Source organism: Dokdonia sp. R78006 (genome assembly GCF_042466145.1).
In the GTDB taxonomy this organism is placed as follows: domain Bacteria; phylum Bacteroidota; class Bacteroidia; order Flavobacteriales; family Flavobacteriaceae; genus Dokdonia.
Map to the genome: position 1 here is coordinate 939,403 of NZ_JAXHBU010000001.1, position 24,192 is coordinate 963,594.

General features: G+C 37.4%; 25 protein-coding genes. 13 read left to right on the forward strand and 12 right to left on the reverse strand.

The window, feature by feature from the left end; genetic code table 11:
* The first annotated feature begins 110 nt into the window (after nucleotides 1–110).
* On the forward strand, nucleotides 111–953 hold the full coding sequence (locus SJY37_RS04205; protein WP_298323640.1) for a glutamate dehydrogenase: 843 nt from the start codon (nucleotides 111–113) through the stop codon (nucleotides 951–953).
* A 67-nt stretch (nucleotides 954–1,020) separates the two neighbouring features.
* On the opposite strand, the gene SJY37_RS04210 is transcribed toward SJY37_RS04205, so the two are convergent.
* Entirely contained in the window at nucleotides 1,021–2,163 is a 1,143-nt protein-coding gene (locus tag SJY37_RS04210; RefSeq protein WP_298323638.1) for a cystathionine gamma-synthase, read from the reverse strand.
* Between the two features lie 155 nt (nucleotides 2,164–2,318).
* Between SJY37_RS04210 and SJY37_RS04215 the strand changes: the two genes are divergently transcribed.
* Nucleotides 2,319–3,041: a hypothetical protein gene (locus SJY37_RS04215; RefSeq protein ID WP_298323636.1), complete on the forward strand. Its 723-nt coding sequence runs from the start codon at nucleotides 2,319–2,321 to the stop codon at nucleotides 3,039–3,041.
* Here SJY37_RS04215 and SJY37_RS04220 read toward each other — a convergent pair.
* Entirely contained in the window at nucleotides 3,031–3,495 is a 465-nt protein-coding gene (locus tag SJY37_RS04220) for a DinB family protein (RefSeq protein WP_298323633.1), read from the reverse strand. The genes SJY37_RS04215 and SJY37_RS04220 overlap by 11 nt on opposite strands.
* Before the next feature lie 84 nt (nucleotides 3,496–3,579).
* On the opposite strand from SJY37_RS04220, the gene SJY37_RS04225 reads away from it, so the two are divergent.
* The 4 genes from SJY37_RS04225 (at nucleotide 3,580) to SJY37_RS04240 (ending at nucleotide 6,610) form a co-directional block, all read left to right on the forward strand.
* A complete protein-coding gene (locus SJY37_RS04225) occupies nucleotides 3,580–3,933 on the forward strand; it encodes an arsenate reductase family protein (protein WP_298323631.1) in 354 nt (117 codons plus the stop codon).
* Between the two features lie 6 nt (nucleotides 3,934–3,939).
* Complete coding sequence (locus tag SJY37_RS04230) at nucleotides 3,940–4,833, forward strand: DMT family transporter (RefSeq protein WP_298323629.1); 894 nt, start codon at nucleotides 3,940–3,942, stop codon at nucleotides 4,831–4,833.
* A complete protein-coding gene (locus tag SJY37_RS04235) occupies nucleotides 4,826–5,956 on the forward strand; it encodes a peptidogalycan biosysnthesis protein (RefSeq protein WP_298323628.1) in 1,131 nt (376 codons plus the stop codon). The genes SJY37_RS04230 and SJY37_RS04235 overlap by 8 nt, the downstream gene beginning before the upstream one ends.
* 285 nt (nucleotides 5,957–6,241) lie before the next feature.
* A complete protein-coding gene (locus tag SJY37_RS04240; protein WP_013750788.1) occupies nucleotides 6,242–6,610 on the forward strand; it encodes a nuclear transport factor 2 family protein in 369 nt (122 codons plus the stop codon).
* Nucleotides 6,611–6,679: 69 nt separating this feature from the next.
* Here SJY37_RS04240 and SJY37_RS04245 read toward each other — a convergent pair whose 3' ends face one another.
* On the reverse strand, nucleotides 6,680–7,153 hold the full coding sequence (locus SJY37_RS04245) for a thioesterase family protein (RefSeq protein WP_298323624.1): 474 nt from the start codon (nucleotides 7,151–7,153) through the stop codon (nucleotides 6,680–6,682).
* A 93-nt stretch (nucleotides 7,154–7,246) separates the two neighbouring features.
* Nucleotides 7,247–7,837: a TetR/AcrR family transcriptional regulator gene (locus SJY37_RS04250; protein ID WP_298323622.1), complete on the reverse strand. Its 591-nt coding sequence runs from the start codon at nucleotides 7,835–7,837 to the stop codon at nucleotides 7,247–7,249.
* Between the two features lie 172 nt (nucleotides 7,838–8,009).
* On the opposite strand from SJY37_RS04250, the gene SJY37_RS04255 reads away from it, so the two are divergent.
* Together SJY37_RS04255 and azu are read left to right on the forward strand one after the other, a co-directional pair.
* A complete protein-coding gene (locus tag SJY37_RS04255) occupies nucleotides 8,010–8,984 on the forward strand; it encodes a YheT family hydrolase (RefSeq protein WP_298323620.1) in 975 nt (324 codons plus the stop codon).
* Between the two features lie 47 nt (nucleotides 8,985–9,031).
* Nucleotides 9,032–9,547: an azurin gene (azu, locus tag SJY37_RS04260; RefSeq protein WP_298323618.1), complete on the forward strand. Its 516-nt coding sequence runs from the start codon at nucleotides 9,032–9,034 to the stop codon at nucleotides 9,545–9,547.
* A 98-nt stretch (nucleotides 9,548–9,645) separates the two neighbouring features.
* On the opposite strand, the gene arfB is transcribed toward azu, so the two are convergent.
* The 3 genes from arfB to SJY37_RS04275 are packed head-to-tail and all read right to left on the reverse strand — an operon-like array spanning nucleotide 9,646 to nucleotide 11,138.
* Nucleotides 9,646–10,047, reverse strand: a complete 402-nt coding sequence (gene arfB / locus SJY37_RS04265; RefSeq protein WP_298323615.1) for an alternative ribosome rescue aminoacyl-tRNA hydrolase ArfB — start codon at nucleotides 10,045–10,047, stop codon at nucleotides 9,646–9,648.
* On the reverse strand, nucleotides 10,044–10,178 hold the full coding sequence (locus SJY37_RS04270) for a DUF2256 domain-containing protein (RefSeq protein ID WP_081804642.1): 135 nt from the start codon (nucleotides 10,176–10,178) through the stop codon (nucleotides 10,044–10,046). Before SJY37_RS04270 ends, arfB begins: the two co-directional genes overlap by 4 nt.
* A gap of 9 nt (nucleotides 10,179–10,187) precedes the next feature.
* Nucleotides 10,188–11,138 (reverse strand): NAD-dependent epimerase/dehydratase family protein, encoded by a 951-nt coding sequence (locus SJY37_RS04275; RefSeq protein ID WP_298323611.1) that lies wholly within the window; start codon nucleotides 11,136–11,138, stop codon nucleotides 10,188–10,190.
* Nucleotides 11,139–11,251: 113 nt separating this feature from the next.
* On the opposite strand from SJY37_RS04275, the gene SJY37_RS04280 reads away from it, so the two are divergent.
* The 4 genes from SJY37_RS04280 (at nucleotide 11,252) to SJY37_RS04295 (ending at nucleotide 18,053) form a co-directional block, all read left to right on the forward strand.
* Nucleotides 11,252–11,851, forward strand: a complete 600-nt coding sequence (locus SJY37_RS04280) for a hypothetical protein (protein WP_298323608.1) — start codon at nucleotides 11,252–11,254, stop codon at nucleotides 11,849–11,851.
* Between the two features lies 1 nt (nucleotide 11,852).
* Nucleotides 11,853–12,356, forward strand: coding sequence for a nuclear transport factor 2 family protein (locus SJY37_RS04285; RefSeq protein ID WP_298323606.1), 504 nt, complete (start codon nucleotides 11,853–11,855; stop codon nucleotides 12,354–12,356).
* Between the two features lie 142 nt (nucleotides 12,357–12,498).
* Nucleotides 12,499–15,894: a T9SS type A sorting domain-containing protein gene (locus SJY37_RS04290; protein ID WP_298323604.1), complete on the forward strand. Its 3,396-nt coding sequence runs from the start codon at nucleotides 12,499–12,501 to the stop codon at nucleotides 15,892–15,894.
* Between the two features lie 98 nt (nucleotides 15,895–15,992).
* On the forward strand, nucleotides 15,993–18,053 hold the full coding sequence (locus SJY37_RS04295; RefSeq protein ID WP_379952840.1) for a M13 family metallopeptidase: 2,061 nt from the start codon (nucleotides 15,993–15,995) through the stop codon (nucleotides 18,051–18,053).
* 75 nt (nucleotides 18,054–18,128) lie between these two features.
* On the opposite strand, the gene SJY37_RS04300 is transcribed toward SJY37_RS04295, so the two are convergent.
* Nucleotides 18,129–18,932 (reverse strand): NAD(P)H-binding protein, encoded by an 804-nt coding sequence (locus SJY37_RS04300; RefSeq protein WP_379952841.1) that lies wholly within the window; start codon nucleotides 18,930–18,932, stop codon nucleotides 18,129–18,131.
* 91 nt (nucleotides 18,933–19,023) lie between these two features.
* Nucleotides 19,024–21,393 (reverse strand): M28 family peptidase, encoded by a 2,370-nt coding sequence (locus SJY37_RS04305; protein WP_379952842.1) that lies wholly within the window; start codon nucleotides 21,391–21,393, stop codon nucleotides 19,024–19,026.
* Nucleotides 21,394–21,522: 129 nt separating this feature from the next.
* Here SJY37_RS04305 and SJY37_RS04310 point away from each other — a divergent pair, with 129 nt between their 5' ends.
* The gene (locus SJY37_RS04310) at nucleotides 21,523–21,987 is read left to right on the forward strand and encodes a CBS domain-containing protein (RefSeq protein WP_035335234.1); all 465 of its coding nucleotides are present in this window, start codon (nucleotides 21,523–21,525) and stop codon (nucleotides 21,985–21,987) included.
* A gap of 4 nt (nucleotides 21,988–21,991) precedes the next feature.
* Here SJY37_RS04310 and SJY37_RS04315 read toward each other — a convergent pair whose 3' ends face one another.
* From SJY37_RS04315 to SJY37_RS04325, 3 genes are read right to left on the reverse strand one after another with little or no spacing between them, the layout of a single operon-like run.
* Complete coding sequence (locus tag SJY37_RS04315) at nucleotides 21,992–22,519, reverse strand: GNAT family N-acetyltransferase (RefSeq protein WP_298323595.1); 528 nt, start codon at nucleotides 22,517–22,519, stop codon at nucleotides 21,992–21,994.
* A 30-nt stretch (nucleotides 22,520–22,549) separates the two neighbouring features.
* Complete coding sequence (locus SJY37_RS04320; RefSeq protein WP_298323593.1) at nucleotides 22,550–22,897, reverse strand: hypothetical protein; 348 nt, start codon at nucleotides 22,895–22,897, stop codon at nucleotides 22,550–22,552.
* Between the two features lie 59 nt (nucleotides 22,898–22,956).
* Entirely contained in the window at nucleotides 22,957–24,027 is a 1,071-nt protein-coding gene (locus SJY37_RS04325) for an isoaspartyl peptidase/L-asparaginase family protein (RefSeq protein ID WP_298323591.1), read from the reverse strand.
* Nucleotides 24,028–24,192 lie beyond the last annotated feature (165 nt).

Here is a 24,192-nt window from a genome sequence, read left to right on the forward strand (position 1 = left end):
AATGAACAAATCAACAAGTAAGATTAAACTTACAAGAAATGGGGAATATACTTGGAAATTTCGGTGTTTGACATTATTTCATATATTTGTCTCACTCAAATTACCTACTTATGAAAGCCAAGTACCTACTGTTGGCATTGCTATCTTTTATGATGGCGCATCAGAGCTTAAATGCTCAATTTGGATTTTCGCACGAACTTGGCGTGATTGCGGGTCCAGTTGCATTCCAAGCAGACTATGGTGAGCGTGGTAATCAAGAAACAAATATAGGCAATACAGGATTTGGAGTAGGTATCGTTCACTACCTCAACTTCTCATATCAAGCAGATTGTAATTGCTACTCCCGATACACGTATTTTAATGATCACTTTAAAGTTCGTAATGAGATAGATTATCATTTTACAAACCTTAATAATTTTGGTCCAGAAACAGACGACAATGATTTTGGTGGTTTAAGACTACGTAATCACAAAGGAAAAGCGAGCGTTTTAGAAATAGGTTCTCATTTAGAATATTACCCACTTAGCATAAGAGATTTTGCAGCAGGAGCTTTTAAATTTGCTCCATATGTGAGTCTTGGTGCCCACTTTGTTTCTTATAATCCTAGTGCAACTACTGATTTGAGAGCAGATGGGAATATTTTTGGACAAGTGCTCAACCCCTACACTCAGGATCCTTTTGACACGGGACCTGCCATAATCGAAGGCTTTAATGTAGGTGATGGCGAGTTTGGGACAGGAGTTGACACACAACCTGGAACAACCTGGGCAATCGCAGGAAGTATAGGGACACGATATAAACTAAGCGTACTAAGTGATCTTAATTTAGATTTGAGATGGCACTACTACTTTTCTAATTGGGTAGATGGGCTTAATCCTGATCCAAGACCTGTAAATAAGGTCAATGATTGGATCTTCTGGATGAATGTAGGTTATATCTATTATCTAGATTAACTTATTACAAAGAATAAATAGAAAAGCGACTTTGATAATTTCAAAGTCGCTTTTCTGTTTTACAAGGTTAGTTTTCTAGTGCCTGTTTAAGATCTGCTATGAGATCTTCTTCATCTTCAATACCCACGCTTAGCCTCACCAAGGAATCTTTAATTCCAAGTTTTTCTCGTTCTTCTTTAGGGATAGAACCATGAGTCATTGATGCTGGATGACCTGCAAGCGACTCGACACCTCCTAGGCTTTCAGCAAGCGTGAAAATTTTTAATTTCTCTACAAAGCTTACAGCACCAGCTAGCGAATCTTGCTTAGTAGTAAATGAAATCATAGCTCCGTAGTCCTTCATCTGTCTTTTAGCAATGAGATGATTAGGATGATCTTCAAAGCCAGGCCAGTATACCTTATCAACCATAGGATGTGATTTTAAATAGAAGGCAACTGCTCTACCATTTTCACAGTGTCGTTGCATGCGCACATGTAAGGTTTTTATACCACGCAATGCCAAGAAGCTATCTTGAGGTCCACTTATCGCCCCACTTGCGTTTTGTATAAAGTACAATCTATCTGCCAGTTCCTTATCCTTAACAATAAGAGCACCCATAACCAGATCGCTATGACCCCCTAAATACTTTGTGGCACTATGCATCACAATATCCGCACCTAGATCTAGTGGTAATTGCAAATAAGGTGTTGCAAATGTATTATCTACCGCAAACAGCAACTTGTGCTTTTTTGATATTGATGAAACTGCCTCAATATCAATAATACTCATCATCGGATTTGTAGGCGTCTCTATCCAAATGAGCTTTGTTTTTTCATTTATATATGTCTCTATATTCTTTACATCTTGCATTCCAACAAAGTGGAACTTTATGCCAAAACCTTCAAATATCTTAGTAAAAAGCCGATACGTACCGCCATAAAGATCACTCGTTGAGACCACCTCATCACCCGGCTTAAGTAATTTCATTATTGCATCAATTGCAGCCAGTCCAGATGCAAAAGCAATTCCGTAGTCTCCATTTTCTATACTCGCAAGCGACTGCTCAAGTGCGTGACGCGTTGGGTTTGCAGAGCGACTATACTCATATCCCTTATGACCGCCTGGAGTAGACTGTGCATAAGTAGAAGTTTGATATATGGGAGGCATAACAGATCCATAAGCCTTATCTGGATTCTGTTTACCATGTATTGTCTTAGTATTAAATTTCATTGTAGTGTTTTTTTAAGTAAAAAAGCTCTTTCTCCTTACAACATGAGGAATATAAAAATACAATAACTGATGAGAAGCTATCATGATTATTAGAAGGAGTGGTCCCCTAGTATATGTTGCTTTTATTTTGAGAGCATATCAACTACCTTTATCTTATGAAAAAACTGCTCCCTTCCATACTTGTAATTATTCTTTTTATAAGCTGTGAAAAGACAATCACCTATACATCTAGTACAGATAGTTATTCTACAAAAGACTTTACTATTTGCAATAGCCAGCCATGTCCAGAAATTGCACTATCGATTCTCAATATGGAAACACCAGAAGAAGCTGCTGTCACCGTTAATAACTGGGTTCAGACTTCTACTATAAATACACTGTATAACGAGACAGAAAGTTTACCTAGCTCCATTAATGATGCTATTGAACTCTATATTAATAACTCACAAATATCATATCCAGAAACCACAGAACTTTCGGACGCTCATGAAATCACTATAGATTCTGCGATATCATTTGGTTCTAACAACTTACTATCAGTAGTATTCTATTCATATCAATTTATGGGTGGCGCGAGTGGTTTTGATAACGAAATGTATCTCAATATCAATCCACAAACTGGTAAGGAATATAGTGATGACGATTTGCTTGATGATAATTTTTACGCTTTCGCGAAAGCGCAATTTGAAAAAGAATATCCGCAAGAAACATTTGACATTACACTATCAAACCTTCCCGATAGCTACCTAAAAGAAGTAGGATTTACCGAAGAAGGTATTGTTCTTATTTATAATGATATGGGTGTGTCCTCATTTAATATGGAAGACAAGCAAATAACAATCCCATGGGAGCTTTCTCAAGATTACCTTAACCTTTAACGAGTTTTGATAGTTGGATAATACAACCTAGGTGTAATCCTTCATGAAAGTTATTAAAATCAAGTCCATGCTCTACTTTTGACAATGTTCCTCCCGAGGTAGAAAGCGTATATTCTTTAAAATCTTTAAAAATACCCGCCTCATAATCTTTTTGAAGTGTCTTAAGAGTATCAAAAAGCATCTCGTTTATAAGGCTTAGCTCCTCTTGAGTTACATCTTTTTCTGGCTTTGTACCCTTCTTATAACTATTAATAAACTCCATAGATACAGGTGGCGTGAGACCAGAAAGTCCGTAGGTAAGAAGTTGTTGTGTAGCAATGCTATGACCTATATTCCAGATAATATTATTGTTGAAACCATCAGGTATTTTATTAAGCTCTTCAAGTGTGTGACTCTTAATAAAACGCTCTAGAAGGTGGCGGTTTTTTAGGCAAATATCAAAGGTGTATTCCATTGGGTTTAATTTTCCCTAAAAATAATTCATTTTAGTAGAGATAGGCGGTATTTTTATACTGTAATTGAAATACACCACCTTATTTTGAAGAAAATCTACCACCTCTCTACTTGTAATACTTGCCAGCGCATCATTTCTGAAATTAACCCTAGTGATGATGTCATTATGCAAGACATTAAATCTGAGCCTATGACGTTATCTCAAGTAGAAGAGATGAAAGAAATGGAAGGGTCTTATGAAGCTCTTTTTAGCAAGCGAGCACAATTATATCGTAAACGCGGTCTTAATGAACAGACACTATCTGAAGATGACTATAAAAATCTTATTCTAGAGCATTACACTTTCTTAAAACGACCTGTAATGATTGTAGAAGATAAAATCTTTGTGGGAAACAGTAAGAAAGTAGTTGCTGCTGCCGTTGAAGCATTTGCAAAATAGTTAAATATGAGTAAGCGTCATCTCGCCTTTCTTGCAGCCTTTGGCGCTAGTTTTATTTACGGTATTAATCACACGCTAGCAAAGGATTTGATGCCCACCTACATCGAGGCGTACGGATTTATTATGCTTAGGGTTCTAGGAGCAGCGCTTCTATTCTGGATTACAAGTTTGTTTTTTCCTTCAGAAAAGATAGAACGTAAAGACTGGTGGCGTATGCTACTTTGCGCACTCTTTGGGATGACCATAAACATGCTCATGTTTTTTAAAGGGCTGCAATTATCTACTCCCATAAATAGCAGTGTGGTGATCACACTATCTCCCGTCATATTGCTTGTGCTTTCTGCTATATTTTTAAAGGAAAAGATCACTTGGCTTAAAGGTTCTGGTATTGCTATAGGTCTAGTGGGTGCACTAGTTTTGATCCTCTTTGGCGCCAAAACACAAGAAAACGCCCCTAACATTACGCTAGGTAACATGCTCTTTATGATTAATGCTACCGCGTACTCTGTCTATTTAATTCTTGTAAAACCACTCACTGCAAAGTACTCGTCAATTACCTTAATGAAATGGTTTTTCCTTATTGCGGTATTTACAAACGCACCTATCGGGCTTCCTCAATTTCTTGAGGTATCCTGGAGTACATTACCTCCTAATGTCATAGGAGTAATGGCTTTTGTGGTAGTAGGGACGACCTATCTTACATATCTCTTTAATGTGTTTGCTTTAAAGCAGCTTAAACCATCAACTATAGGCGCATTTATATACCTGCAACCTCTTATCGCAACCATTGTAGCGATTATCTTAGGTGCAGATACGCTTACTACTATTAGAATTATTGCTGCTGCACTTATTTTCTTAGGTGTATATTTAAGTACTAAACGAAAAAAAGCAATTGCCTAAAATAACCACTCAAGAGTTTTTTACTATAAACGACATCCCTGACACCACCTTCAGAGAATTAGGTTGTGATCAAACCTTTTACTTTTCAAAACTATTTTTGGCTTCTTTTGAAGAGGCAAATAACACGATAGATTATCGGTATTTAGTTTTCATGAGTAGAGAGAAACCTATCGCTATCGCTATTCTCCAACGTGTGCGAGTTTCTCTTGAGAGCGCATCAAGTAATCTTCCCTATTATCAAAAACTAGCCAAATCTGTACAATGCTACCTAAGCAATAAAAAAACGCACATTCTAGTTTGTGGGAATGTATTTTTAAGCGGGGAGTATGGGATATGGGTTAAACAAGGAATAGATAGAAGACGTATTTATGATATGCTTTCGCGAAAGCTTAAAACACTACAAAAAACCACTAAATCAAGTGTTTGCTTTTTGAAAGACTTTAATGCCACACAAGACACCGCTGCCAGTGTAGTAGAAAAACAGCACTTTCAATCATTTGCCGTCGAACCTAACATGCACGTAAATGTTACTTGGAAAGATTTTGAGGAATATAAAAGCTCTTTAAAATCAAAATACCGTATAAAAGTTAATAAGGCTGACTCGTCTAGTAGTGCTCTTGTACAAAATTCACTTACCGCAAACGAAATAAGAACTCATAAAGAAAAACTTAAATCCTTATATCTAGATGTTGCAGAGAAAGCCTTGTTTAACACTGCTTTTATTGACATTGAAACCTACGCATTACTTAAAGAGCGGTTTCCCGAAAATGTAATCATTAGCACCTATAGTAAGAAAGGGAAAATAGTAGGATTCTCAACCGCTTTTTTACATGACGAACAGCTCAGTGCTCATTATGTGGGGCTTGATTATAATACAAATAAAACAGATGCTATCTACCCAAGAATGTTAAACGATTATATTCGATTAGGTCTTTTACTAGGGGTGAAAGACATTAACTTAGGCAGAACTGCATCTGAAATTAAAAGTACTCTAGGAGCAACGCCAGAACACTTAAGATGTTATATAAAACACCGTCGTACTGTGGCAAATATGTTTTTTAAACCATTTATACGCCAGATTAAAATGACAGAATATAAAGAGCATAACCCATTTAAAATTTAAATTCAATAGCAACTACTTAGCGTAGATACTATTATATCTTCATTAAATTATGGTTATCAATCTACATTAATATTGAAAAATTTAAGTAAGCTGCTATTCATTTGATCTTCGTCAAAATCTCAGTAAACTCCTCTCACATCTATATTTTTATAAACTATATATTGCTAAATATAGTAAAAAACTGTTAAAATTTTTAACAGTTTTTTTAACATTCACATAATTAGCAAATATATTTCTAAAAAAACTTCACTACATTTATTGCGAACAACTTAAAATCAAAGACTTATGAAGACTAATGAAATTGCAAATAATTTAGTGAGCTGGTGTAATGAAGGTAATTATGAGCGTTGCTATAAAGAATTATACAGCCCTAATATTGTAAGCTTGGAACCCGCTTGGGCAGAAAATGCGCGTGCAGAAGGAATGCAAGAAGTTGCAAAGAAAGGAGAATGGTGGGAAAATACTTTTGAAGTACACAGCAGTAAAGCCAGCGAGCCTACAGTGGCAGATAATTGGTTTTCTGTGCGTTTTGATATGGACACTACACATAAACCTAGCCAGCAGCGTTCACAAACATCAGAGCTTGCCGTATATCAAGTAAAAGATGGAAAGATTGTACAGGAGCAGTTTTTCTATGATATGCCTGGACAATAAATAAAAAATCCCGGGTATATAATGCGTTTGTACATTATATACCCGGGATTTCCATATTAACGCTTGCTATTACTTATCTATAGGCATTTGCCCGTGTGAGCGCATGTCTTCCTTAGTAAGAATTTTAAAGTCTGGTGTTTTTGGTGCATTTTCGAGCATAGGTGTTAATGCTTCTGGTAGTCCGATAGTTTTACGAGTAGTAAGATCAATCCAAGCTCCCATCATGCTTCCGCGAGCTAGGTTTCTTCCTTTATAATCGTAAAAATTGTGTACAAACTTAAAGAACATACCATCTTCACTAGCTCCACCTAGTTCAAACGTTACGGTAATAGGTTTACCTTGAAAAGCTTCTTTAAAGAAGAACAACTGTTCATGAAAAATTACTGGTCCTATATTATGAGTTACCATTTCTCGCTGGCTTAGTCCGTTCTCAATCATAAAGCCCATACGAGTATGAGACATAAAATTTACATATGCAGAGTTTGCTAGATGACGATTTGCATCTATATCACTCCATCGTATATCAAATTCCTTCGTGTACATATTATAATTATTTAATGCGCTTAAGCGCTATGGTTAGTCCTGCTTAGTTTGTAAAATTACAATTTCAAAATCTTTTATAGACTTAAGAATAGGTTAAGAATCCCGACGCAATACCCCAAGCGCGTTGTGTACGATTTGCTGTAAAATATCGCGATTTCTCAAAAACATCCCTGTAGTACGCATTCCTTGAAAAGTGCAGAATAGAAAATAAGCATACTGTGATGCAGACTGCTTTGCATTTATAAGGTGTGCATCTTGTCCTTCTTGCACTAAGCCTTTAAAGAACTCTATTCTGTGCTCTTGCATCTTCTCAAGGTAATCTCTTATTGACTCGTCCTCCCTACTAAGCTCCACTTTACAGTTTATACTAAAGCAACCTCGTCCTTGGGTATCTTTTACAATCTCCTCTATAAAATTTTCAAATACAAAACGAATTCCCTCTAGCGGATTAGATGCTCGTACTAAAGCATTTGTATATAACTTTTCATTTTCTTCTTGGTACTGTATTAATAAGGTTTTATAAATGGCTTTTTTATTGCCAAACGAGTTGTAAATACTAGACCTATTAAGCCCCGTAACTTCTACAAGATTACTCATGCTCGTACCGTTATATCCTTTTTGCCAAAACAAATCTCTTGCTTTTGCTAGTATAATTTCTCTATCAAAATCTTCAGTTCTAGGCATTTTATGAGGTTATAATCTTGATAAATATAATTGGAATGTTTGTTTCATAAAAGAAAACATTAAATAAAACTACTTTCTATAGGTTTGATTATTACGCTTTCGCGAAAGCTTAATTCTACCTATTTTTATAATCTCTTAATAGTTTTTTACTAATAGTACACCACCTTACATAATGCCCATTGTACCCTCACGTTTTCGCGCAAGCGGACTTTTTAAAGACCCACATTTTTCGACCATTTATTCTGCAAAGATTAGACGTGTAAAAGGGATCACGCAGACTCGTGAGCGCATGGAGCTTCCCGATGGAGATTATATAGATATAGACTGGACACTGGCCGCGACACCACAAGAAGGTAACATTAAAAAAGTTGCAGTATTACTACATGGACTTGAGGGAGACGCACAGCGACCTTACATACTAGGCACCGCAAAGTTGTTGAGTAATCATGGTTATGATGTGGCTGCCATAAACTTTAGAGGATGCAGCGGTAGCCAGAATAGACTGTATAGATCATATCACAGCGGCGATACTGGCGATATTAGATTTGTAGTAAACACGCTCGTTACTAGAGCATACAGCCATATTAATCTATATGGAGTAAGTCTAGGTGGCAATGCAGTACTCAAGTATCTAGGAGAGCAAGATCACATACCCTCACAAGTGACTTGTGCTGCCTGCATAGGTGTTCCTGCAGATCTTAAAGCCTCTCTTGAACAACTTATTAAGAGAGAAAACATCGTATATCGAACCTCATTTTTAGTGCATCTTAAAGCAAAGTATCGCAAGAAAATGCAGCAGTTTCCTGAGAAGATGAATAAGGAAGACTATAAAAAAATCAATAGTTTAAAACGCTTTGACGATCTGTATACCGCACCCGCACATGGCTTTGAGGATGCACTTGATTATTATGCCAGAGCAAGCAGCTTTGACTACCTTGATAAGATTACTGTACCTACCCTTATTCTCAATGCAAAGAATGATAGCTTTCTTCACGGTGATTGCTATCCTATTGCACAGGCAAAAAACTCTAATATTATACACTTAGAAATGCCAGACCATGGAGGTCATGTAGGATTCTATATGAAAGGAGAATTTTACTATAATGAACTGCGTACTCTAGAGTTTTTTCAAAAAAATATGGAGTAAAAAGTATGCGTTAGTTATCTTTATATTAATAAACAAAACTATAAATTATGAGAATTAAAGGATTTTTAGCAGTGATTGCACTAGCTACTATAATGGTAAGTTGTGGAGAAGGAGAGAAAAAAGAAACTAAAGAGACTAAAGAGACTGTAAAAATAGGATCAAAAAAAGCTGCTACAAAAGCAGATGAGAACACTGTAAATCTAGCACTTGCAGGTAATGACCTCATGAAATATGACAAGAGCGAGCTTAAGGCAAAAGCTGGACAAGAGGTAACTCTTACCTTCCGTCATACTGGAAAAATAGGGATTAAGGTTATGGGACATAACTTTGTATTACTTAAGCAAGGTACGTCTATACCAGAATTTTCGGCAGCAGCAGCTACCGCTGGCGAGGCAAAAGACTGGATTGCAAATGAAGACCAGATTATAGCACACACAAAAATGATAGGTGGCGGCCAGACTACCTCAGTAACATTTACTGCTCCAGCAGCTGGAACTTATGACTTTATCTGTAGTTTCCCAGGGCATTCTGGATTAATGAAAGGAAAGTTTATTGTGGAGTAAATCACACCACATGTAAATTAAAAAAAGCCATCACGAGTTATAACTCATGATGGCTTTTTTTAATTACTATATTTCTTCTATAGTAAACCGAATGTCAATTAATACGACGGTTTGCGTCTGTTTACTTTCTTTTCAGATTGCACCTTTTTAGCATTAAGGCGTTTGAGTTTTGCCATCTTAGATGGACGTTTCTTTATTCTAATTTTAGGTCTTTGTACAGCTACCTCTAGTAATGCAAACAGGCGTTTTATCACATTCTCTTTGTTTTTATGCTGACTACGTGAAGTTTGAGAAGCGAGCAACAATACCCCTTCTTTTGTAAGCCTATGACTAAGTTTTTCTTTGAGTAACTCAAGCTCTACCTCTGTTACTGCAGCAGATTCATACATAGCCCAAGATAACTCTACTCTTGAACTTGTTTTATTTGCATGCTGTCCTCCAGGGCCGCTACTTCTCGTTGCCTTAAATGTAAGTTCGGTAAGTAGTAACTCCTTGTTCATTGGTTTTTATTTCTTCTACATCGCTCACTGCAATAAATAACTTCATCCCAGTTTTTCTCCCACTTCTTTCGCCATGCAAAAGGTCTTTCACAAACAGGACATACTTTTGTAGGAAGGTGCTGTTTTTTCAAAATATGAGCTTAGCTATATTGTAATTTAAGATTATCAAGCATAATCTTAGTTATGGCATCAAGGTCAAATTTATGTTCCCATCCCCAGTCTTTACGAGCTTCACTATCATCTATAGAACCTGGCCAAGAATCTGCTATGGCTTGTCTAAAATCTGGTTCATATTCGATCTCAAACTCTGGAATTACCTTTTGAATACTTTGAGCTACATCTTCTGGCGCAAAGCTTACTCCTGCAAGATTATATGACGAGCGTATTTTTACATCCTTCTTAGGAGCATCCATGATATTTATAGTTGCTCTAATTGCATCCTCCATATACATCATAGGTAACACTGTTCCCTCCTGTAAGAAACAACGGTAGTTACCATGTTTAAGTGCTCTGTGGTATATATCTACTGCATAATCTGTAGTTCCTCCGCCAGGTTCTGTTGTATAACTTATAAGTCCTGGATAGCGTATGCTTCTCACATCTACACCGTACTTTTTATGATAGTACTCACACCAGCGTTCCCCAGTTTGTTTTGATATTCCATACACGGTTGATGGTTCCATAACCGTAAGTTGGGGAGTATTTTCTGAAGGAGTAGTTTCTCCAAAAACAGCAATACTTGATGGCCAAAATACCTTTTTAACCTTCTTGTCTTTTGCTAAGTTTAAAATATGAAACAGCGTTGTCATATTAAGATGCCAAGCTTTGGCTGGAAAACGCTCTGCAATTGCAGATAGCATGGCTGCCATTAAGTAGACAGTATCAATTTTATATCTAAAAATTACATCTTCTACCGCAGCAAAGTCTGTTGCATCCAGAAGCTCAAAGTGCCCCTCACTCATAAGCTCTTCGTTTCCTTCCCTGATGTCACTTGCTACAACCTTATCTGCACCAAATCTGTTACGTAAAGCAATGGTAAGCTCCGTTCCTATCTGACCGCAAGCTCCTATGATGAGTATTCTAGATTTCATATTATGTGTTTTTAGTGGTACGCTTTCGCGAAAGCGTATGCAAACTTAATCATAAATATTGCGCGTATATACCCAATTAACCTACTTTTGTTAAGCGCTCAGTATAAGATTTTATGAAACAGTTACTTCCTTTTTTAATTATTCTTTCATTTATTATCACCACTTCTTGTAGCCAAAAAGAAGCTTCTCCAAAACCAAAAGAGAATGTAATATTAGTGGGCAATGACACCATACAGCTTCCCACTCCTAAAAATCTTAAAGCCACCATACGACTCACACCACAAGCACAAGAAGGAGTTAAAAACTGGTCATTTTACAATGACCTCTCTGCCGCTGTTGATAGCTTACCATCTAACACTCTAGGTGAATTACGCCTCAAAATAATAGATGTAGACGCATTGTATATCAATCTAGAGCAAGCAGAAGAAGACCTAGCTCCAGTTACCCCAGAAGCAGTAAAGACTAAAGCAGTAAATGCGCGTCTCGTTGCTATAGAAACTAAGGCAAAAGTGCTCCAAAACAGCGCCCAACTCAACACTCCAGTGGCAGAGGATATTTCTAAAAAAATTGGCGAACTGTATAATGCCTACCAAGATCTGAATTTACAGCTTAACGAACTTTTTGATACTAGCTTTAAAGACTTGCTAGAGGAGATAAAACAAGAAAATGAACAGGCTGCTAGCGAAAAGGCAGACGAGCAAACACCTAACTAACATGAAAATCTTATTTGTATTCTTTGCGCTAACAATTAGTACCGCATACGGTCAAGACACATCTATTATAAAAAAGGATATAGAAGTCTCTCTTAACTCTTGGCACAAAGCAGCTGCAGATGCTGATTTTGAGGCGTATTTTGGGCTAATGACCAGCGATGCTGTATTTATAGGTACAGATGCAACAGAAAACTGGCAGCTAGAAGAATTTAAATCATTCTCAAAACCTTATTTTGACAAAGGCAAAGCATGGAGCTTTACAGCTATTGAGCGTAATGTATATTTATCTACTAGTGATGATACCATCGCTTGGTTTGATGAACACCTTAGTACACAAATGGGTGTATGTAGAGGATCTGGAATTATGAAGAAAGTAGATGGGCAATGGAAAGTACAACACTATGTCCTTTCTATCGCAGTACCTAATGAAAATGTCTCAGCACTCACTACTCTTAAAAAGGAATGGGATACTGAGTACATAAAAAACAGGTTTAATAAAATTTAAGCTGAACCCTGTCGTTCATTGTTAAAATCTCACCTTGAGATTGTATTTATTAGATTTTTCATAGCTTTTTAGGCATTTTACATCGATATAATTATGCAATAATGACTATGCGTATTATATTTGATATTCAATAAAATAAACTATGAAAAAACTACTACTATTTACATTATGTTTGGTCACATTTATGACCAATGCTCAAATAGGATCGACTGCGCCATGGATGGCTCCGTTTAATGATTCTAGCAGAAACACGGAACCTACTTTTCAAGAAATTGTTGACTCCTTTAATACATACTGGGAAGGAAAAGATGAAACAGTCAAAGGAAGCGGTTATAAGCCTTTTAAAAGATGGGAATCTCTGTATTCAAATTACCTAAATGAAGATGGCACTGTCATGTCACAAAAGCAACTTTGGGATGTCTGGCAAGAAATTAATAGTCAATCAAGGTCTACGCAAGCAGATGATAGCGACTGGAGAAATATAGGCCCGCTTACACATACTAATACTGGCTCTTGGTCTGCTGGTCAGGGACGTGTTAATGCATTTGCAGTAGATCCTACAAATCCAAATACACTCTTCGTAGGAACACCTGCAGGAGGAATTTGGAAATCTACAGATGCTGGAGACTCTTGGACCCCACTTACAGATCAACTTCCTCAAATAGGGGTTTCTGGTATTGCTATCGATCCTACCGATACTAATATCATATATATCGCCACTGGTGATGATGATGCTGGAGACTCAACAAGTATAGGTGTTATGAAATCTACAGATGGCGGAGCTACATGGAGCACTACGGGCCTTAATGAGAGTAATAGTCCAACGACTATGAATGAAATATACTTAGATCCTGCAGATAGTAAGACATTGTGGGTTGCTACAAGTACTGGTATTTTTAAAACAGTAGATAGTGGTGCAAACTGGAATAATGTACTCGGCGGAAATTTTGATGACTTAAAAGTTAAACCAGGTAGCTCAGATGTTTTATATGCAGCAGATGCATCAAGAATATTTAGAACACTAGATGGAGGAGATACTTGGTCAAATATATCTACCGGATATATTACCGGTGCCGCAAGATTAGTAATAGATGTTACGCCAGCAAATCCTGATGTACTCTATGTATTTAGATCGGATAATACTTTTGGAGCTGGTAATATTTACAAATCATCAAATAGTGGAGATTCATTCAACCAAACTTTTGCTGGTGGAGAAGATATCTTTGAAAGTACTCAGGCATGGTTTGACTTTGCTTTTGCTGTATCAGATACTGACGAAAATGAGATTTACACAGGGGTGCTCAATGTATGGAAATCTACTAATGGAGGTGTTAGCTTTACAAAATTGAATAACTGGAATGAACCAAATACACCTTCTTACACTCATGCTGATATTCATAATTTAAGATTCATAAATGGAACTTTGTATTGTGGGAGTGATGGCGGTTTTTACAGCTCTAATGATGGAGGAGTAAACTTTACTAGCCACACAGATGGTTTAGCCATCGGTCAATTCTACAGAATTGATGTAGCACCAGAAGATGCTTCTATTATATCTGGAGGTCTTCAAGATAATGGTGGTTACGCACGTAAAAATGGTATGTGGCAAAACTATTACGGAGCGGACGGTATGGAGAATATTTATGATCCGAACGACCCATCTAAAGTGTATGGTTTTATACAATCCGGAGGTGGACCTTTCTTCTCAAATGATGGAGGTGCTTCTCTTTCTGGATCTTTTGCTTCTCCAGAATCTGGTAACTGGATAACCCCACTTGCCTTTGCTAAAGATAAACGCCTGTATGCGGGTTATTCTAGGATTTATGAACTTGACTTTTGCTCTAACTCTTGGGTACCAAGATCTTCGTCATTTGGTTTTAACATAGATCTTTTAGAAACAGATCCTAATAACGCTTCAATTATGTATGTAGCAGTTAATGGAACTTTATATAAAAGTTCAAATAGAGGTGTAGACTTCACCGTTTTAAGATCATTTCCTGAAAATATCTCATCATTAGAAGTGAAGTATGGAGATAGTAATACGCTATATATAGTTACTGCAGGAACATCTGGTAAGGTATATAAAGCAACAATAACAGATAATACAATTACGGTAAATGATATTACAGGTTCTCTGCCAGATGTGCCTAAATTGGTTTTAAAACATCAAAGTAATCATTCTGACAACCCACTGTTTTTAGGGACTGCACTTGGCGTTTGGAAATATGATGACATCACTAATGACTGGGAAACATTCGATAATGGACTGCCAAACACAGCCGTACGTGACTTAGATGTTAACGAATTTAACGGGGTTCTTACAGCAGGAACTTATGGACGTGGTATCTGGCAAACAGATATTGATACACAGCCGCTATCTTCAGACGTTGCAGCGACATCGCTAGCGCCTCTAAACAATCAAGTGATATCCTGTGGAGAAAATCCTACAGAAATAACATTTAGAAATAATGGAACCTCTTCTATAACGGAAGCAACTATAACTTATGAAGCTGGAGGCATTCAAAACACAATGCAATGGACAGGGAACCTTGCTACTCAAGAAGAGACTACCATAGAGTTACCAGTATTAGGACTACCTGTAGGAACCTATGAATTAATAGCTCAAATAACTACTAATGGCGATCAAGTAGAAGATAACAATGAGAAAAGAACTTCTATAGCTATCAATGAAGTGGGTGAAATCTATGTAGTGAATGATTTTGAAACATCAGAGAATAATTTACTTGTTCTTACAGACAATGCAAGTGCGTCTTGCGATACTTCGGCACAAACATGGCAGAGAGGAATTCCTAGTGGAACTTTATTAAATCAAGCTGCATCTGGTCAGAATGTTTATGCTACAAATCTTAGTGGTGACCATGACAGTAACATTAAAGAATATCTTACCACAAAATGTTATGACATATCATCCTTAGAAATACCAGAACTATCTTTCAAAATGGCTTTCGAATTAGAATTGGATTGGGATATTATGTATGTAGAATATACTCTAGATGACGGATCTACTTGGAACATTCTAGGTACAGCAAATGATCCTAACTGGTATAATAGTGATACACTTCCAGACACTAACTGCTTTAATTGCCCTGGAGCACAATGGACTGGAACTAATGCATCATTTAATGATTATAGCTACGATCTTAGTGCATTTGCATCAGAAACTAGTATGATCTTTCGTTTTGTATTTCATTCTGATCAAAACACCGTGGAAGAAGGCGTTGTAATAGATGACTTACGAATTGGGGCTGAACAGCTTTCTATTGACGATACCGTACTAGAAGGACTAAGTATCTACCCGAATCCATCTACCGCTATATTTAATATACAGTGGCCTGCGCAAGAATCATTATCTATAGAGGTGTTTGATATATTAGGAAAGTCTGTTGTTAAAAAGTTTAAAATGCCTCAGGGATCAAGTAACTACCCACTTGACATGAGCACATTTGCATCAGGTTTATATCTCATTAAACTAAACACTGACCAACAACAAATTACTCAAAAATTAATTTTAAAATAACTACAAAAGCCCTCTTCTCAGAGGGCTTTTTTGATTGTTTATGTAACATTTAAAATTTAATTTCGTCCTAATTCAAAATAACCTAATAACGTTACTCTATGAAACTCTATAAATCGGCTGCAATCGTGGCTACTTGTGCTCTTACGCTTGTAAGCTGTAAGACAGAAGAAACTAAAGAGACAGCTCAAGTTGAAAAAATTCCTGGTATTGTACTAGAGAATATGGATACTACGGTTGCTCCTAATCAAGACTTTTACAATTATGTAAATGGATCTTGGATGAAAAACACTGAAATTCCAGATGACCGCACTAGCTGGGGAGGATTTTCTGTACTGCGTAAAGCTACAGATGCAGATGTTTTAGAAATACTTGCAGAGGCTGAAAAAAGCGGAAAATACACTGCGGGAACAGACCAAGCAAAAGCGCTGGCAATTTATAATACAAAGTTAGATACCGTAGCACGCAATAAAGCTGGGCTTACACCACTACAACCTGCACTAGATGCAATTGCTGGTGTAACTAACTTAAATGAATTACAGACAGTACTAGCTACTAACCCTGCTGTATCATCACCTTTTTTAAGTATAGGAGCAGGAGCAGATCTTAATGATAGCTCTATGAACACTGTGTACTTAGGTGCAAATGGTCTTGGTCTACCAGATCGTGATTATTACCTATTAGAAGATGGTAAGTCTAAGGAAATTCGTGTAGAATATGTAAAACATATCTCACGCATGCTTCAAATGCTAGGAGATACTGAAGCAGATGCAACTGCCGCTGCCGATAAAATCCTTGCAATGGAAACTGCACTAGCTACTCCAAGATTAGATAAAGTAGAGAGCCGTGACGCTCGTAACTTTAACAATCCACGTTCTGTCGCTCAGGCAGATGAGATGCTCACATCTATCGATCTTAAAAAGATGATCGCAGATCTTGGTATTAAGAAAGATTTTGACACGCTTCTTGTGACACAATTAAAATATACTGAGGCTCTAGATACATTCCTTAAAAAAACTTCTCTTGAAGATATCAAAACGCTAGTTCGTTGGGATACATTTAATAGTTCTGCAGGCAGATTGAGTACAGAAATAGAAACTGCAAATTGGGAGTTTTACAGTAAGTACTTAAGCGGTGCAAAAAAACAACGCCCAGCAGATGAGCGCGCACTAGCAACAGTAAATGGTTCTGTAGGAGAAGCGCTAGGTCAGCTATATGTAGACGCTAAGTTCCCGCCAGAAGCAAAGGCAAAAGCAGAAACAATGATTGCAAACGTTATTGATGCTTACAAATCTCGTATCCAAAAATTAGATTGGATGGGTGAAGAAACTAAAGAAAAAGCTATCGAGAAGCTTGATAAATTTACCGTTAAGATTGCATATCCAGATAAGTGGGAAGATTACTCAACAATGGACGTAGCGGCAGATAAGACGTATTTTGAGAATATGACGGCTGTAGGTAAATGGGGCCAACTTAAAAATTATGATGAGATAGGCGAGCCAGTAGATAAGTCTAAGTGGGGAATGTCTCCTCAGACTGTAAATGCTTACTTCAATCCACTTAACAATGAGATTGTATTTCCAGCAGCAATACTTCAACCACCATTTTACAACTATACGGCAGATGAGGCTGTAAATTATGGAGGAATTGGAGCTGTAATAGGTCACGAGATCTCTCACGCTTTTGATGATAGCGGATCACGTTTTGACGCAGATGGAAACCTAAAAAATTGGTGGACTGCCGAAGATCTTGAGGCATTTACAATTCGTGGTAATGCACTTGCAGAGCAGTACAGCGCTGTAGAGGTACTTGATAGCGTTTACGTAAACGGAAAATTCACGCTAGGTGAAAACATAGGTGACTTAGGTGGTGTACTTGGAGCTTATGATGGATTACAGAAATACTATGCAGAGAATGGACGTCCAGAAAACATTGACGGGTTTACTCCTGAGCAACGTTTCTTTATGTCTTGGGCAACAGTATGGAGAACTAAGAGCCGTGATGAAGCATTAAGAACACAAGTAAAGACAGACCCACACTCTCCAGGAATGGTACGTGCGGTACAACCTTTATTAAATGTTGATGCTTTCTACGAAGCTTTTGATATTAAAGAAGGAGATGCAAATTACCTAGCTCCTGAGAAGAGAGTTCACATCTGGTAATATAATATACTCGCTTTCGCGAAAACAAAAACCGCCTCAATCGAGGCGGTTTTTTTATGCTTATTGCTTTCGTTATTAAAGCTGTACCGTAAACTCGTAATTTAAAACACTCTCTACCGTGATACTATCTATCTGCTTAAAGGATAAGGAATCTTCTTCAGTGTATTCTGGTGGCTCGAGACCTAACTCAATAGCCTGTTTTGTGTAATACTCTTTTTTTGTAGGATGATTAGGGGACACCGCATTTATAATGTGACCAAAGGCATCTTGCTTGATTATCGCAGTCAAAATTCCAATGCAGTCATCGCGATGTATCATATTAACTGGAGCATCACCATTAGTGAGTCCCTTTCGTCCAGCAAGAAACCTCACAGGGTTTCTACTACCACCAAACAATCCTCCAAAACGAACAATCGTTGTCTCAAAAGCCGGCGTGTTAAAAAATATATGTTCTACATCATATAACTGCTTAGCCGCATTTGTATCGGGTTGTGGTGCATCTTTCTCTGTCACCATACCTTGAGCGTCATCATAGACGGAGGTACTACTTATAAGAATCACTTTTTTAACCTCAGACCGTTCAATCACGTGTAGAAAATGCGCCATTTTAAGAGCATAGTTTGCACCTGTGTTCTTTCTCAAACCTGGCGGGATCATAATGAGTAGCACATCTGTATCTGCAAGCAAAGTTTCTACTAAACCTGAGACACCACTTTCCGCTATTATTACGGGATATGCAGCGATATTACTTCTCGTAAGATCTTTTGCCTTCTCTGCATCTGTAACACTTCCTTTTACCGTGTACCCCATAAGCTGGAGCCTCGTGGCAAGTGCTTTACCAAGCCACCCTAAACCTGCAATTGTAATTTTTTTATTCATCTATTTTCTAGCAATAACTAGGGTTTTTCGTTTAAATCTTCAGCAGCAGCTATAATAATTGGCTACTTCTATACTCTTATCGAGAATTACATTACTCTTCTACACCAGCATTGATGGTATCTTTTTTCGCTTTCGCGAAAGCGTACTCAGAAATATCAATCGTACGCTCTACTATGATAGCATCGTTAGGTACAAATGGTTTTGGCATCGTAGTATTAGGTCTCGCCGAAACTGTAAATTTTGGGTTTTCTAATAAATCGTACGAGAACTCCTTGAGCGTAAATTTAGGATTTACACCTTCTGGCACGGCAAATTTAAACTCCAGCTTGTCATTTTTCCCTCTGTAATAGCTTAAAATTCCTTTGCTACCTCTTTTCTTATAAAGCGTCTCAGTACTATCTGCTTTTACAGCAACGCCGTTCCAAGAGATATGCTGTAAAGGAGTTTCTATAGCTGTGTACATACGCATTTGATGCACAGTACGATTAGGTGTGACTGTAAGTGTCATATACCTCAACCCATCTACCAGCGTGTCTTTATCTAGCTGCACCGTACTTTCTGGCAAATCGATTACAGCAGTTTCCTTTGCATAGGTATATGGAGTATTGTATTTACTACCTGCAGCATTACCTATGTACATAGCAGCTTGTTCTGGGTTTTCGCCTAGGTATCCTTTGGTCCAGTCATCAAGTGACTTATTATATGTTGCCCAGTAGGCTCGATTTGTATCTGTATTTTGATAATAAATAAGACTATTAGGTGCTTGACGATCTACGGCAGCATCTGAGTTCATGTGTGCAATCCCAAAACAAACGAGCGCTCCTAGCAAACTCAAATATGCTAAGAACTTCTTGTTTCTATATAAACCAAATACTGGCAATACTAGTCCAAAAAGGAGTATCAAAAAGATTACACTCGCATAGAGCATATCTGGTCCTAAACCTACAGGAAAGAACTGTACTAGGGGAGCTAATAAAAATATAGCTGGAGCACACAGTAAGACAAGTAACAACACACTAGGCTTGCGTTGTGCTATAAGTACATAAAAAGCAATTAATCCAAAATATACAGGAATAATAAAAAAGGCAGCGCCTTTTAAATAAACGGCAACAACTATATTGATAACGAGCCACATCATGAGTGGAGCTACCATATTACTTGCCGTGTTTTGTGCCACGGTGAGCCTATGATAAATACCCATGCATAAACTAAAACCTAGTAACGCAAAGGCAATAATATACCAGTGACCATTATAGATAAAAACAGGCAACATGTCTTCATAACTAGGATATACATACTTTAATAACTCCCATAATAGATAAAAAAGCCCTCCTCCTAAGATTAATGTAAGGAAGAAAGTGCTGAAACCTCTAGCGACATATTTTCTCCTCAATTGTTCCTTTTTAAATCCATAAACTAGCAATGCTATAAACAGAACAATTGCAATTACTACCATAGGCCAGATCCATGAAAATGGATATGCAACAAAGTTGGCCACTGCGGCATCAAAGTACACATAATCTTCATCAGACTTTATATTGGTAAGATCTGTAGCTGCAAAGTACTTGAGTAATGGCATTAAGTAAGTTCCTTGGTGCTCTAGTGTCTTGCGATCCAAGTTTTCAAAAGTATCATTTACCGTATGATAGTCAAAATGATCATCTATAAATGCAAAGAAAAACCCATCAATATCACCATCTTCTCTTAAGACAGTCGAGTCCGTATCATTAGGCAACGTTTTGTAAATACTATACATTAATGAAGTCCCTACGGGATACTCCACTCCTGCTTCCATAAATCCATTAATGAGATTTTTATTACCGTGATTAGTCTCTACAATCATATTAGAAGGACCACCACTACCACGTGCTTCAAAGTTGAGCGCAAGTCCCACGTCTTTTGCCCATGGGTGTTCATCTACAAAAAGTTGAGCGCCATCTAAGCCAATTTCTTCGGCGTCTGTGATGCAGATTATGATATCATTTACAGGAGTGACTCCGCTTGCAAGGTAAGCTCGTACACTTTCTAGTATAGTTACCACACCAGAACCTGCGTCACTTGCGCCATGAGATGCACTGTGTGGCGCACTATCATAATGTGACATAAGTAATAGTGCCTTACCATCACCACTTCCTTTTATGCGCGCTAGGATATTTTGAGGCTTTGTAAGATTACTGTATCCATTCCATTCCTCATTTACAAAACCTTCTTGCACTTGCGGCTCTAGACCTAGCTTGCGAAGTTCTTGTACTATATATTGCTGCACTTCTGTATGTGCCGCTGTACCCACAAAATGTGGCTTTGCCGAGATTACTTTTAAATGTGACAATGCTCTTGCCGTAGAAAATTCTGTAAGCGGAGTTTCTTTATCACTTATAGTCTTAGGCATGAGTGAGTAAAAGCTCACAAATACTAAAAACAACACTAGAATAAATGAAATAATATGGGATAAACGTTTCATTGAGAAGGCAATCTATTGGTTTGGTGCTTGTAAAATACGAATTTATGAGCTTGAGTACGCTTTCGCGAAAGCGTAACCTCAGAGATTAAAATTAAATCACTAACTTTAAGAGAACAAAATCAGTAAGTTATGGCAATTAAAAGTTTTATGGGTAAGCGCGCAAAAGATGTTAAAAGCAACGCTACAGACATTAAGGTAAGTGATTACATGAGCCGAAAGCTCATTACTTTTTCTCCTGATCAATCGGTGCTTGAAGTGATGAACAACTTAATTAAACACAAGATTTCTGGTGGTCCCGTGGTTAATGAAAATAACGAACTACTGGGTATTATCTCTGAAGGTGACTGTATGAAGCAAATTTCTGAAAGCCGCTACTACAATATGCCTATGGATAATATGAAGGTATCTAATCACATGGTGACTAATGTGGATACGATAGATGGTAATATGAATGTTTTTGACGCTGCAAATAAATTTCTAGAGTCAAAACACAGGCGTTTCCCTATTGTAGAAAACGGCAAGCTTGTAGGCCAAATAAGCCAAAAAGATGTTCTTAAAGCTGCTCTAGCGCTCAACGGTCAGACTTGGAAATAAGCTGTTATGGCATTTTTTCAAACCAAGCGAGTTCTACTTGCTGGGCTTCATATATAAAATTATTCTTGCGCTCGAGACCTATCTTTTCTAGTACTCTGCAAGATGCTTTATTCCCTAACTCTGCCATGCCGCAGAGTTTTGTATTTGGAAAATGTTCAAAAAAATAATCTCTAGCAGCAATTGAAGATTCGGTTGCATAACCTTTACCCCAATACTCAGGCATAAAACGATAGCCTATATCATAAAAGTTAGTGTGGCCATTCATTTCCTGCTCAAAGTTATATTTGAGTCCGGTCCACCCTATCCAATTTCCTGTGCTTTTCTCTATCGCTGCCCAGCGACCTATACCGTAGGTTTCATATTGCATACGAATGTAGTCTACATATGTTCGCGCCTTTCCCATGCAAGTAATAGGATTTTTACCTAAATATTCATGTACCAACGCATCGCTATCTAATCGATACATGTCTCCTGTATCTTCTATACGCACCTCACGTAAGATTAAGTGTTCTGTTTCTATGTGGTAGGTCATAATTAATTTAGAATTGAATACGCTTCAATTTTATGCACGCTTCACAAGCGCATAAAAATCACCTTCAAGCGGTAAGTACCCTTGATCATACACAAAGTAATATACTGTACCGGCTTTTGTAGTATAGATACTTGTAAATAGATTAAAGTCAAACCCAGCTGCATTGAGCTTAGATTTGGTTGTTCTCGTTTTATCCTCTGGATTAAGACGCTCTAAAATGCGATAATTCTTGCGCAACACATTATTAGTATTGCGCATGATATTTTTTGAGTCCTTATTTTGATTATTGTTGTGCGAATTACGGCATGAGTCGCTACAGAATTTTTTATCTGCGCGACCTATGATTTTATCTCCACACTCGGGACAAGCTCTTTCCATATACTTGCTAGATACTTGAGCTCAAAGCTCAGTTGTCCATATTATGAGGTTAGTACTCTTTAATTATTCTTATAAATCTTAATATCTAAATCTCCGGTAGCATTCATATGAGCGCGGTACATTCCTGCAGTGTTGAATTCCATAGCTACATTTCCATCTTTATCGATTGCTACAATTCCTCCATCTCCACCTAAAGCTGGAACTTTCTTTTGGATAACTTCGCTAGCCGCTTCTTGGAGCGTTACTCCTTTATATTCCATCATTGCCGAGATATCATGAGCTACCTGCGCACGTATAAAAAATTCTCCCCACCCAGTACTACTTACTGCACACGTAGCATTATTTGCATACGTACCAGAACCTATAATAGGAGCATCACCTATACGATTGTAACGTTTATTAGTCATTCCTCCTGTAGAAGTTCCTGCAGCCAGGTTGCCATATTTATCTAACGCCGCACAACCTACGGTTCCAAATTTACTGTCCTTTATATAAGGATCCATAAATGCCACCTTCTTATCACCATCATGATCGAGTTGTGTTTTTTCTTTATCTATTATTTTCTGTAATGACTGGAAGCGCCTTTCTGTATAGAAATAGGAAGGATCTACAATTTCTAGTCCTTGCTCTTTTGCAAATTGCTCTGCTCCTTTTGCGCTTAGCATCACGTGTTCAGACTTATCCATTACAGCTACTGCAAGATCAATCGGATTTTTGACCGTTGTTACTCCAGAGATGGCTCCCGCATTAAGCGTCTTACCATCCATCACACTTGCGTCAAGCTCATTTGTACCATCATGAGTAAAAACTGCACCTTTTCCAGCATTAAATAAAGGACTGTCTTCCATAATATTTATAGCTGCTGTTACGGCTTCCATACTAGTTCCTCCATCGGCTAGAATTTTATGACCAGCCTTTGTAGCTTCTTCTAGTTTAAGACGATATGCTTTTTCTAGTGAATCTGTCATATTCTTTTTAAGAATAGTACCAGCTCCTCCATGTATAACAAGACCAAATTTTTGATCTACGGGGATAGTACTTTCAACTTCCTTAGAAGCTTCTTCTTTAACTGGCATATTACAAGACATGATTAAAAAACACGAAATAATGCCAAAAACTAATTTTTTCATAGAGATTACGATTTTGTAAGTGCCTAAATATAAGGAGAAAGAATCTGTAAAGCGAACTTCATTTTTTAAAAACATCGATGAAATACACAGCATATTCTTTGAAATTTCTTACAAATCAACTTTTTTTGTGTATTTCATCGATTAAATACACAAAATATACGTTTA

Bases quoted from the DNA above. Each gene is read 5' to 3' on its own strand.
- SJY37_RS04205 (WP_298323640.1), top strand. From the start codon at position 111: ATGAAAGCCAAGTACCTACTGTTGGCATTGCTATCTTTTATGATGGCG.
- SJY37_RS04210 (WP_298323638.1), bottom strand. From the start codon at position 2,163: ATGAAATTTAATACTAAGACAATACATGGTAAACAGAATCCAGATAAG.
- SJY37_RS04215 (WP_298323636.1), top strand. From the start codon at position 2,319: ATGAAAAAACTGCTCCCTTCCATACTTGTAATTATTCTTTTTATAAGC.
- SJY37_RS04220 (WP_298323633.1), bottom strand. From the start codon at position 3,495: ATGGAATACACCTTTGATATTTGCCTAAAAAACCGCCACCTTCTAGAG.
- SJY37_RS04230 (WP_298323629.1), top strand. From the start codon at position 3,940: ATGAGTAAGCGTCATCTCGCCTTTCTTGCAGCCTTTGGCGCTAGTTTT.
- SJY37_RS04240 (WP_013750788.1), top strand. From the start codon at position 6,242: ATGAAGACTAATGAAATTGCAAATAATTTAGTGAGCTGGTGTAATGAA.
- SJY37_RS04245 (WP_298323624.1), bottom strand. From the start codon at position 7,153: ATGTACACGAAGGAATTTGATATACGATGGAGTGATATAGATGCAAAT.
- SJY37_RS04250 (WP_298323622.1), bottom strand. From the start codon at position 7,837: ATGCCTAGAACTGAAGATTTTGATAGAGAAATTATACTAGCAAAAGCA.
- SJY37_RS04255 (WP_298323620.1), top strand. From the start codon at position 8,010: ATGCCCATTGTACCCTCACGTTTTCGCGCAAGCGGACTTTTTAAAGAC.
- azu (WP_298323618.1), top strand. From the start codon at position 9,032: ATGAGAATTAAAGGATTTTTAGCAGTGATTGCACTAGCTACTATAATG.
- arfB (WP_298323615.1), bottom strand. From the start codon at position 10,047: ATGAACAAGGAGTTACTACTTACCGAACTTACATTTAAGGCAACGAGA.
- SJY37_RS04275 (WP_298323611.1), bottom strand. From the start codon at position 11,138: ATGAAATCTAGAATACTCATCATAGGAGCTTGCGGTCAGATAGGAACG.
- SJY37_RS04280 (WP_298323608.1), top strand. From the start codon at position 11,252: ATGAAACAGTTACTTCCTTTTTTAATTATTCTTTCATTTATTATCACC.
- SJY37_RS04285 (WP_298323606.1), top strand. From the start codon at position 11,853: ATGAAAATCTTATTTGTATTCTTTGCGCTAACAATTAGTACCGCATAC.
- SJY37_RS04290 (WP_298323604.1), top strand. From the start codon at position 12,499: ATGAAAAAACTACTACTATTTACATTATGTTTGGTCACATTTATGACC.
- SJY37_RS04295 (WP_379952840.1), top strand. From the start codon at position 15,993: ATGAAACTCTATAAATCGGCTGCAATCGTGGCTACTTGTGCTCTTACG.
- SJY37_RS04300 (WP_379952841.1), bottom strand. From the start codon at position 18,932: ATGAATAAAAAAATTACAATTGCAGGTTTAGGGTGGCTTGGTAAAGCA.
- SJY37_RS04305 (WP_379952842.1), bottom strand. From the start codon at position 21,393: ATGAAACGTTTATCCCATATTATTTCATTTATTCTAGTGTTGTTTTTA.
- SJY37_RS04310 (WP_035335234.1), top strand. From the start codon at position 21,523: ATGGCAATTAAAAGTTTTATGGGTAAGCGCGCAAAAGATGTTAAAAGC.
- SJY37_RS04315 (WP_298323595.1), bottom strand. From the start codon at position 22,519: ATGACCTACCACATAGAAACAGAACACTTAATCTTACGTGAGGTGCGT.
- SJY37_RS04320 (WP_298323593.1), bottom strand. From the start codon at position 22,897: ATGGAAAGAGCTTGTCCCGAGTGTGGAGATAAAATCATAGGTCGCGCA.
- SJY37_RS04325 (WP_298323591.1), bottom strand. From the start codon at position 24,027: ATGAAAAAATTAGTTTTTGGCATTATTTCGTGTTTTTTAATCATGTCT.